The sequence below is a fragment of the Myroides sp. LoEW2-1 genome (genome assembly GCF_009767705.1).
Lineage (GTDB): Bacteria > Bacteroidota > Bacteroidia > Flavobacteriales > Flavobacteriaceae > Flavobacterium > Flavobacterium album_A.
In genome coordinates this window covers 1-11152 of record NZ_WSPP01000140.1, presented here as the reverse complement: position 1 = coordinate 11152, position 11152 = coordinate 1, and the positions used below count along the sequence as shown (strand labels likewise).

General features: G+C 34.0%; 7 protein-coding genes. 6 read left to right on the top strand and 1 reads right to left on the bottom strand.

Annotated elements, in window-relative coordinates:
- The first annotated feature begins 76 nt into the window (after window positions 1–76).
- The 6 genes from GOQ24_RS08885 to GOQ24_RS08860 all read left to right on the top strand — a co-directional run bounded on the left by GOQ24_RS08885 (window position 77) and on the right by GOQ24_RS08860 (window position 9521).
- On the top strand, window positions 77–2593 hold the full coding sequence (locus GOQ24_RS08885; protein ID WP_160339511.1) for a hypothetical protein: 2517 nt from the start codon (window positions 77–79) through the stop codon (window positions 2591–2593).
- A gap of 19 nt (window positions 2594–2612) precedes the next feature.
- Window positions 2613–5126, top strand: coding sequence for a hypothetical protein (locus GOQ24_RS08880; protein ID WP_160339510.1), 2514 nt, complete (start codon window positions 2613–2615; stop codon window positions 5124–5126).
- A gap of 219 nt (window positions 5127–5345) precedes the next feature.
- Window positions 5346–6347, top strand: coding sequence for a UDP-3-O-(3-hydroxymyristoyl)glucosamine N-acyltransferase (lpxD, locus tag GOQ24_RS08875; protein ID WP_155093184.1), 1002 nt, complete (start codon window positions 5346–5348; stop codon window positions 6345–6347).
- Between the two features lie 355 nt (window positions 6348–6702).
- Window positions 6703–7008: a hypothetical protein gene (locus GOQ24_RS08870; RefSeq protein ID WP_160339509.1), complete on the top strand. Its 306-nt coding sequence runs from the start codon at window positions 6703–6705 to the stop codon at window positions 7006–7008.
- A gap of 345 nt (window positions 7009–7353) precedes the next feature.
- Window positions 7354–8895: a SulP family inorganic anion transporter gene (locus tag GOQ24_RS08865; protein WP_160339508.1), complete on the top strand. Its 1542-nt coding sequence runs from the start codon at window positions 7354–7356 to the stop codon at window positions 8893–8895.
- A gap of 2 nt (window positions 8896–8897) precedes the next feature.
- A complete protein-coding gene (locus GOQ24_RS08860) occupies window positions 8898–9521 on the top strand; it encodes a carbonic anhydrase (protein ID WP_160339507.1) in 624 nt (207 codons plus the stop codon).
- A 113-nt stretch (window positions 9522–9634) separates the two neighbouring features.
- On the opposite strand, the gene GOQ24_RS08855 is transcribed toward GOQ24_RS08860, so the two are convergent.
- Window positions 9635–10813: a calcium:proton antiporter gene (locus GOQ24_RS08855; protein WP_160339506.1), complete on the bottom strand. Its 1179-nt coding sequence runs from the start codon at window positions 10811–10813 to the stop codon at window positions 9635–9637.
- Between the last annotated feature and the right edge of the window lie 339 nt (window positions 10814–11152).

Sequence of the window (11152 nt, the reverse complement as noted above, 5' to 3'; positions counted from 1 at the left end):
GTTTTTATTTGCATTTGTTTTGTTTGTGGTATATCTGTAAAATTTTAACTTAATTTTACTTGCTAAAATATGGTTAATGAAAAGAAGGATATTATCTGTTACATTTCTTTTGGGGGTTATAACAGGATACAGTCAGACAAGTATAGGTACGAAATTGCCTGATAAATCTGCGATGCTTGAGGTTAGTTCTGATCGCAAGGGAGTATTAATTCCTCGGTTATTACTTAAATCAGTGAGTGATCAATCCACAGTAGCAGGGTATCCTTATCCTGAGGGCTTATTAGTTTATCACAGCGGAAATTCATCTCTACCTGCAGGGTTTTATTATTGGGAAAATAAGCGTTGGAATATTCTTGTAACCAACGAAAATATCAAAGATTACATTACTGAAGTGGTTCCCAGTGAAGGACTGCAAATTGTAAAGGTAGGGGATGATTATGTATTTAAATGGAAAGATCAGTTTAATGCTGCTCAAGAGTTTTCTATAAGTGATGTTGTCAAAGCTTTAGAACAAGTCACCTCTTTGACATCTACTAATAAAGAAGGGGGAGTAGCACTGATCTATAAGGATGAGGAGGCTCAGAATACGACCATTGATTTAGCGCCCTTGTTAACAGGTAGTTCAGAATTTCAAAATTATATTAAGTCTTTTATACAGCAAGAAGCTATTAAAGAGACTACAACAGACATTGTATCTACTTATGATGCAAAGTATAAATTCTATAATGAGAATCGCCTGTCTTTAAATTACACTCCATTAGAAATCGATGTAATTAAGGATTTGGAGAACAATTTTAGTAGTTTTCTCAATAATGAAAATGTTAAACGAGGTTTTGAAGAACTTGCTCTTTCTGCAGAGGATAAGAAATTGACCTTTGAGAATGGCAAGTTTTGGGTTACTACTTTAACAGATAAAAAATTAGAAAAGAAAGAGGTCGATTATAAAGAGTTGTTTGACTTTAAGGAAACAGCAACGAGTATACGCTCACTTAAAGATGAACAGGGAAAAGATACTATTGGATTTGAATATATAGAAGAGAATAACCTCTCTTATAAGATCCATGTCTTAGGTGATATTGTCAATAGAAGTGAGGAAATATTTGATAATGAGTATACTCGTGAAATAGTAAAGAATGCTCGGAAAAATAATGCCCCAATAACAGTAGAAGTTGTAAATGGTAGTGATATTAAGTTTACTTGGAAAGATAGTAATAATCAGATAAAGACTTTTTTGCTATCAAATATAGTAGATAACGAACCTACATTAACAAAGTTAGAATCAACTGGAATTGGATGGGATACTTCAAATTATTATAATTTAAAGTATTTGGATGAAAAGAAGAATACTAATTTTATTTATTTTAGTGATGAGATCATTGAAGCGAAAGATTACTCTACTTACTTACAGGGGGTAGGAAAAGACCCCTTGCTTGTGGTACAGTACGAAAAGTTTTTAAAGATGATACCAAATTCATCTTACTTTTATTATAGAGATCCTACTAAACCATACGTGCCATATAAGTTTAAAAATTGGTCACTTGATAGTATGAATGATAACACCATAATGGATGTACTCAAGGATTTTACAAATAATTCAGAGGTGGTCTTCGATGACGCTAAAGTGCAGAGCCTTCTTTCAGATTTTTTTTCAAAACTAACAGTTCTACCTGAGAACTTAGTGTTATTTAAAGATGATAGTTTTAAATATTATGTAATAGAAGATAATAAAGATGTCTTTCTACCAGTCAATATGAATATGTTAGGACAAAACCAGACTTTCTTTAGAAAAGAAGAAACGAATAATTATCCTGTAGACTATGTTTATGTAAATGAGAAAAAGAAAGAATATCCACTAAGATCTCGTGATGCTGTAAAGTCTTCTATAGATAGAATATTGGGTGTTCCTAAAGTCTTAACTGCTATTGAAAGTGGTGTTCACGGCATAGAAAGGCGACCAAAATTCTTTGTGGAGAATGGAGAAATAGGGTATGAGTGGATAACTATGGATGAGTATAGTGAAGATATTAGTTTTATCACTAAACGAAGACTTTTAAAAGAAGTTTACCAAATGTACAGAAAGGTAAAAATGCTTAGCACTCATCAAGGGATATTGTATTTGGATAGTGAAAGCTTGGCCTATAATCAAGGAGAATTGGCAAAAAAATTGACGGAAAACGAAACCTTACGCGAACAAATTCAAGGATATATTGATCAAGCAAAAGCGAAGTTAAAGACGACTAATGTTGATCAGCATCGAGAGAGTACTAAACTAGTTAATCAGTCATTAGATGAGTATTTGTTGGATGGAGAAAGTTATGTGGGAGAGATCAATAACCAGCAGAGATTTAGGTATATGGAGAGAGTGGTAAAGCAAAGTGATACTGATGACTTGATTTTAGCTAATTGGAAAGACGGCTTGCCATTAGAAGTAAAAATAATCAATGAAGATTCTAATTTGATTTACAATAAAATAGAGTTAATAAGTAGTTCAGGAGATAAGACTAAGTTTTTTTTAAAAAACGCAAAAGACTCTGATAATACAATACCCAAAGGTAATTATTATGTGATAATAGATTATCTAAAAAAACAATAGATATTAAAGGTTGATACGTATGAAGTTAAATATATTACCAATGTTGTTCTTGTTGGGAACAATAACAACACAAGCTCAAATTGGAATAGGGACAGAATTGCCCCATCCGAGTGTTCAGTTAGAAGTACAATCTACGAAAAAAGGGGTCTTAATACCGAGAGTCACACTGAGTTCAGATACAGATATTACAACGATAGATGGAGCTCCATATCCTGAGAGTTTAATTGTCTATCATTTAGGGACGCCTTCATTGGATGCAGGGTTTTATTGTTGGGAAGGTAAGAAGTGGAACACTCTCGTGTCAAATGCAACTATTCAAAAATATATTGCATCCTCAAAAACACGAGCTATTAGAAGTAATAGTGCTTCAGGAGAAGTGAGAGTAGAGCAAAATGGAGATGATTATATTTTTCATTGGAAAGACGAGAATAACTTAGATCAGCATTTTAGTATTTCTTCAATTGTGAATAATCTCCAAAATTTGACTTCGTTATCTAGTTCGGCTGAGGAAGGAAAAGCTCAAATTATTTATAAAGATGAAAAAGGAGATAAGACAACAATTGATTTAACGGACATTCTCAAAAAAAGTACTGTTTTTGAAAAGTATATTATAGATTACGTTAATCAGGTATCTAAAGAAGAAACCATTACTGAAATTGTACCTGATGTAGTGGATAATGTTAGAACAGGAGTGTATTACTATTATAATGAAAAAAGAGATAGTGATCCCACTTACGTACCCACAAAGCTTAATGTGATCGGAGATGTAGCAACTAATTTTGGAAAGCTGTTGGAAGTTCCAAATGTAAAGAGTCAGTTTGATCAATATTTTAAAAGAAATCAAGAGGATGCTGTAACTTATTTTGGAGGTAAGTTCTACGTGACCAAAAAAGATAACAACAATTACCAGGATTTTTTAATTATTGCTTCTGATATTGAGGATTTAAAGGAGACTAATACAGAGTTGTCAGCCATTGTTGATCGAGATGGAAAGTACACAGGTCGCTATAAGTATGTTAATGAAGAAAAGGAGGTATTTACTTTTGATATCGTACAAGATGTGATAGAGAATAGTAAAACAATTTTTGAACAGAAATTAGTTAAAGATGAAATTATCAAGTTGATTGAAAAAGAAGAAGGTGAAGTTTCTATTAAAGAAGAAAAGGGTAAAGTGTACATAACTTGGAAAAGCGATAGTGGAGAAATTGAACAAATTAACTTGACGGATATTGTTACGGGATCTGAGACTTTGACCTCCTTGAAGGTTGTAGGTCAAGAGGATGGTGTGATACTTACTTATAAAGATGAAGATAGTAATGAATCGAAGTTTAATTTGACAGAGATGTTCTTTAAAAATCCTCGCTTTAAGGAAAGTATGATGGAGGAAATGGGAGCTTTTGCCTCTTTAGATCTGATTGTATCGAAATTAGAACCTGAGTTAAATGATGATGGTGAACATTCAGGGGTATATAATTTTTACAATAAGAAAGATGAAGATGGAGAAGGGGTACCCACTGTAATAACTGTTGTAGAAGATGTTAAGAATAATTTTCAAGACGTTTTAAAAGATAATAAGGTACAAGAACAATTAAAGAAGTTTACTTCTCAGAATACTGAATGGGTAGAGAATAGTATTGTTTATAAGGATGATACTTTTTATGAGGTCGTTAAAAAACAAGGTAATTTAGAATTAAAAGAGATTAAAATTAATAATCTTGTCGAAACAGATACGAGTATAGAAGAAATACGTGAGAATGGTGAATTTACAGGGAAGTATAATTATATAAGTGAAAGTGGTAAAAAGTATGAGATAGACTTGGTACAGTCTTTTATAGATGGGAGCTATGAAGTTTTTACGGCACCCCCTATGAAAAGTTTATTGGAGTATATAGTGTCTGATATTGAAGAAAAGAAATTAGAACAAGAGGGATATGTGAAAGCTTATGTAAGGAGTGGTGAATTAGGTTTTATATGGAAGGGAGAAAATGGTCTTCAGGAAAGTAAGTTCTTACCTACATGGATAAGGGAAATGGAAACGGTAACTGCAATAGATGTGTTTAATACACCAGATAAAAAGACTACTAAGCTTACCTTTAAAGATGAAAATGCTGATGTTCACGAATTTGATTTGTCTAAACTAATTGCAGAAAGTTATGACTTTCAAGATTATATCAAGGAGTTAATCGACGGAACTTTTAATCCGAATGATAATCATCTGAGGAGTGCAAATACCTTTAGTGTTAATGAGAAGATTCAAGAGGATGAGGTAGTAGGTAAATGGATAGATAAAGATCTACTGAGATATGCAAAGCGCCTAAACGTTGCTACTGATTTTAATGTAGTAGAATTTGAAAAAGAAATAGGAGGGTTAATTGTTAATTTTCAACTGATTAACGAAACAACTAATGCTGTTACAAGAGATTTGTTACATAAGAAGGTGAATAATGGCAAGACGTATATCACAGTGAATGATATTGATAGTCAGAAGTTACCTGCGGGGAGTTATTACGTTGTCATTGATTACGTGAAGTAATAACTCTTAAAAGGATAAGATAGAATGGGAATCACGGTGTACTACTGTGATTCCTTTTTTTGTTTTATTTTTTTCAATAAAATGTATTTGGTTTTTGTCCTTTTTGTATTTAAAATTATTGGTAATTGTAAATAATGTAGTATTTATATATATTGGATGCAATAAGTTGTTTTTTTATTCGTTTTATTTGTATAAACAATTGGAAACTTATTTAAAATTATGAAATCTTACTCGCTGAATGAATTAAATGATGTGTTGAACGGTGTTGTCGTTGGAGATACATTAAGGCAAATTACTGCTGCTGAACAATTAGAAAAAGCAAAGGAATGCCAAATCTCTTTTATTGGTAACAAAAAGTACGAACGCCTATGGAGTGAGTCAAAAGCTCCAATTGCTATAGTGAATAAAGATATATCTATCTTACCAGGTGTAGATAGAGCTTTTATAAAAGTGGATAATGTTGATTTAGCTTTAGCTCAACTTCTTACGTTATTCGCTCCTAAGATGCCTGTATTTAAAACAGATATTCATCCTAATGCTACGATTGATTGTACAGCTGTTATTAATGAAGGAGCACAGATAGCTGCTGGTTGTGTCATTGGTGCAAATGTGGTTATTGGAAAGAATGTCAAACTATATCCTAATGTCACGGTGTTGGACGATAGCACAATAGGAGATCACACTATTTTGTGGTCTGGTGTGGTGGTGCGTGAGCGAAGTCATATTGGGCAATTCTGTATTTTACATCCCAACGCTGTAATTGGTGCAGATGGTTTTGGTTTTACTCCTTCTCCTGAGTTTGGCTTGGTTAAGATTCCTCAAATTGGCAATGTAGTCATAGGAAATTATGTTGAAATAGGAGCAAACTCTTGTGTAGATAGAGGGAAATTTAGTGCTACAATTATCGGTGATGGATGTAAGATTGATAATCTTGTGCAGATTGGACATAATTGTGAACTTGGTAAATTCTGTATTATGGCAGGTAATAGTGGTTTAGCCGGATCAGTTACTTTAAAAGATTTTGTAGTCATCGGGGGGAGTGCTTCGATTAAAGATCACGTTACTATCGGACAAGGTGCTGTCGTAGGTGCTGGATCTGGAGTGACTGGTGATGTAGAAGCAGGTAAGACAGTACTGGGATATCCTGCACAAGAAGCAAAGACAACCTTGAGACAATGGGCAGCTTTAAAACAATTGGTAACTAATAGAACGAAGAATTAATTCTCTGTCATGAGATAATAAATATAAGCGACTAATCAAGATTAGTCGCTTTTTTATTAAGTAAAAAGGCACTGTACTTTATTAGGTCTGTTTATTTTATTACTTATCGAGATACTCCGTATTAGTGAAATTGTGAATAGCCCTTCTCCGTACTGCTTTTTGAATAGTAAAGTAATCAAGGGAGGAGTATTGAATCATTATCTTTCAGATTTGGGTTTAAGTGAGTATTCATAGTCTGGAATAAATAGTAGGACTGAGGTAGTTTTGCTTGAAAGTAGTAGTATATCTACTTTTTTATAGCAAAATTAACAACCTGCTTCCTTGTTTTTTTTTGAAAAAAACTATTTTTGTTCCTATGAAATATGTGTCACTAATTGTATTAATTTTCTTTGTCAACTTCTTGGCTACACCCACTATTGCGGTGATGGCTGGTATTGAATTAGAGATTCCTGCAGTAACTATTTCAGAAGAAAATAAGAAACCTATTACAAGTGCAGAAGAGGAGAATCATGGACATCCTTGGACATTATCTACTAACCAAAATCTAAATCTATTAGAGACAAACGAAAAGTTAGAGACTATCTTCGCACAATCTAAATTAGTGTACGAATCACAAGAATTCGACATCTTATTACCCCCTCCCGAACGCTTAGTTTATTAATCTACGCTGTAGATAAAATAGAAACATTTTATAGCTTACTTACGTATGTAAGAATAATGATGCAGTATATTCTATATTGTACAGACAGTGCTATGTTTAATTCTTTATTAATCTATTAGGTGTTTTCTATAAAAAGAACAGAAATACTCTATTGCAAATGTGTTAATTGTCCGCAATAAGAGCCATTTCAGTTTATTAATCTTATCCCATTTTAGTTCGTTTACACGTTGAGGATATTCAATGTACCCTTTGATTTTTTGTAAGCAATGAATCAATAGGATAACTATTGTCTGTACTGAGCTGTAGAAGTGAAGTAGTGGGGTGAAAACTAAGCATTAAAATAAAATGACAAATAATATGAGTTTTGCGGCACTTAAGAAAAGTGTTGCACCAGGCCTTGTGGTCTTTTTAGTCGCACTTCCGCTCTGTTTAGGAATTGCGTTAGCTTCTGGAGCTCCACCTATTGCGGGGATTATATCTGGAGTTATAGGAGGTGTAGTAGTAGGATTGTTAAGTAACTCTAACGTTAGTGTGAGTGGTCCAGCAGCAGGATTAGCAGCTATTATTTTAGGGGCAATCACAGAGTTAGGTTCTTTCCAACTTTTATTGACGGCAGGAGTAATAGCAGGAGTAATCCAACTTGTTTTAGGATTTCTAAAGTCAGGGACTATCGCTAACTATTTCCCATCAAGTGTAATAGAGGGAATGTTAGCGGGTATTGGGTTAGTAATTCTGATTAAGCAATTGCCTTTAGTATTCGGAGTAAGCGCCTTAGGCGATATTACATCATTCGCATCTATTCAACTTGGTACAGTTATCATCACAGCAATATCTTTAACAATATTACTCTTGTGGAATAAAATGGCATGGACCAAAAAAGTTTCTTTTTTACCAGCAGCCCTAATAGTGGTAGTAGTAGGTATTTTGATTAACCAATTTTGGTTATCTACAGGGAGTTCATTAGCGATAGAATCATCGAGATTAGTATCTATCCCTTTATTTGATAGCCTATCAGATATCAGTTCTATTTTGGTCTTTCCAGATTGGGCAGGATTTACGAACCCTGCGGTGTGGATGATTGGCGGAACCATTGCCATTGTAGCTTCTATTGAGACCTTGTTGTGTATAGAGGCGACAGATCGCTTAGATCCATTAAAGCGTCATACAGATACGAATAGAGAATTAAAAGTACAAGGTATCGGAAATGTATTGAGTTCACTATTAGGTGGTTTACCTATGACCTCAGTAGTCGTGCGCTCATCAGCTAATGTCAATGCTGGCGGACTGTATAAGGCATCGGCTGTCATTCATGGAATATTCCTATTAGTAGCCGTGGTCACTCTGCCATTAGTATTAAACATGATTCCACTGGCTTCTTTAGCAGCAGTGCTAATTTTAGTGGGGTACAACTTAGCTAAACCAGCTATCGTTATGCATTTTTGGCACAAAGGATATACACAATTTATCCCTTTTATAATTACGTTTATTATGGTAGTAGCAACTGATTTATTAGTCGGAGTGATGATCGGTATGGGAGTAAGCGTATTGTTCTTATTAATAGGAAACGTAAGAAAGGCCTTCTCTATGCAACGTCAGATAAAACAAGAACAAGTAGTCTATACCTTGACTTTAGCAGAAGAAGTATCTTTTTTAAACAAAACAGCTATTAAAAACAGGCTTTATCAATTGCCAGATAATTGTCATTTGGCTATAGATGCAAAGCGTATGGGGTATATCCATGTAGATGTCTTAGAGCTTATAGAAAACTTTATAAACGAAAAGGCAAAAGAGAAAAACATACTCATTACAACAACAGGTTTTCACAAAGAAGTGAAAGTATCAGGAAATCAACAGAATATTATTTTATCACACAGAAAAACTATTTAATTATGAATTCATTTACAAAAGAAATATTAGCAAACACAACACCTGCACAAAGTTTAGAACTATTATTAGAAGGAAATAACCGATTCGTAAACAACCTAAAGTTTAACCGTAACTTCTTACACCAATTACAAGAGACGAAAGACGGACAACATCCCCATGCTGTTATTTTGAGTTGTATGGATAGTAGAGCTCCATTAGAGCACGTATTAGACCAGGGTATTGGTGATATATTCAGCTTGAGAATAGCGGGTAACGTACTAACGGATGAAGTAATCGGAAGTATGGAATACGCGTGTAATGTAGTGGGAAGTAAGTTGATCATGGTGTTGGGACACAGTAGATGTGGTGCGGTAACAGGAGCGTGTAACCATACTACATTAGGAAAGTTAGACACAATTTTAGAACGTATACACCCAGTAGTAGATAAAGTAAAAGCTAAACACGCAGGAGAAGATTTATCCTCTGCCGAATTAGTAGAGTTGGTAACTATAGAAAATGTAAGATCCATAGTGGCTCAATTACAAGAAGTGAGTCCATCATTGACTAAGCTGATCGAAGAAGAGAAGATAGGAGTAGTAGGAGCTTATTATGATGTGGTAAGCGGTAAGGTAGAACTGATCTGCTAAGGCAATTTGATTAAAGTGAAAGAGCCTGTCCTTTATGGACAGGCTCTTTGTGTTTTTGATTATTTTTCTTGTGCCAACATAAGCCAAATTATTGGCAAAGGGTAATTATTGTCTTAAGGGTTAAATATCAACATCGCGAACACTGCAAACAAAACTAAGTGCATTACTCCCATAATAGGAGTGGTACGCTTACCTAAGAAGGTCATTAAACTGAGTAGTAAGGTAATGACAAATAGAATTGTTTCTGTACTATTCATTCCAAAGAGTACTGTTTTTCCAGTTATAAGGCCTACTATTAAGACCGATGGCACTGTTAAACCTACTGTAGAAACGAATGCGCCATGGCATAAGTTAATTGCGCGCTGAAACTCATTGTTTAAAGCGGCTTTAACTGCTGTCATCGATTCTGGTGTAAATACAATTATTGCAACTAATACTCCTCCTAAAAGGGTTGGAAGATTTGCTGATTGTATGCCATAATCTACAACGACAGCCATATTATGTGACAGTAATACGATAGGCAGTATCATGCCGAGTAAGATAATTGAGCGCAACCATATCTCCTTGTTAGCTTTTGTTGTCGTTTTTTCAGAAATCACTTCTGTTTCTTGGTTTTGTTCTTGTAGTAATCTGTCTTTGTAGAGAATTTCCATAGACCCCACTTTGGGTTGTACATAGAGGTGTTTGTATCCTTTCATTTGAAAAAACAAGAAAATACCGTATAAGAAAATAATAAACAAAGCCAATAGAATAGCTTGAGTATCACTAAACCTTCCTCCTCCAGCTCCTTGAATAAAATTAGGTAGCATCAATCCAATGCCTCCCAACATAATAATCATGGCGATATAGGACATGGTTCCTTGTGCGTTGTATTCTTGTTCACCATATTTTAACCCTCCCAATAGTATACATAAGCCGATTACTAAATTCATTATGATCATCATCACGGAGAAAATAGAATCTTTTCCGATAGTAGGATTTTCGCCAGGTCCTAACATTACAGCTGAAATAAGAATTACTTCTATGGAGACAATAGAGAGAGTTAGAATTAAAGTTCCATAGGGTTCTCCTAACTTGTGAGCTAATTCATCTGCTTCTTTAACTACTCCAAACGCTGCTCCTACAATGGTAAATAAAAGCACTAAAAACAGTGTGCTCGCTAACCAAGGCGTTAAGCTTTCTCCTGTTATAGCGTTTCCGTAAAACAAGAATATAAATACAATTAACCAAATAGTTGCTAAGCGTACTTTAGTTTTCGTTGGAAAAATACTTGTTGAGTTTGCGTTTTTCATTGCATTATAATATTAAATCAATTTGGGTTTAGAACAGGTCAAAAGTATTACTTCTCATTATTTATGTACTTATCCTATGATAAATATTCTTTAGAAATAAGTGAAGGTGATTTTCTATTAATCTATTAGAAAGAGTAGATAAAAGCGAGCATTGTAAAAATATCAATATTTTGATAATACTCCAAGAGCTTAATTAGGAGACGGTTCAATAGTGTTAGGGGGGAAGGTGAGAAGTTTTGGATCAATCTCAAAAGTTGTGTGTGAATTAAAAACTACAGATCTTTGTAATAATAAATAATAACCGTGGAAAACTATATTGAGTTTGTAAAAATGATTTTA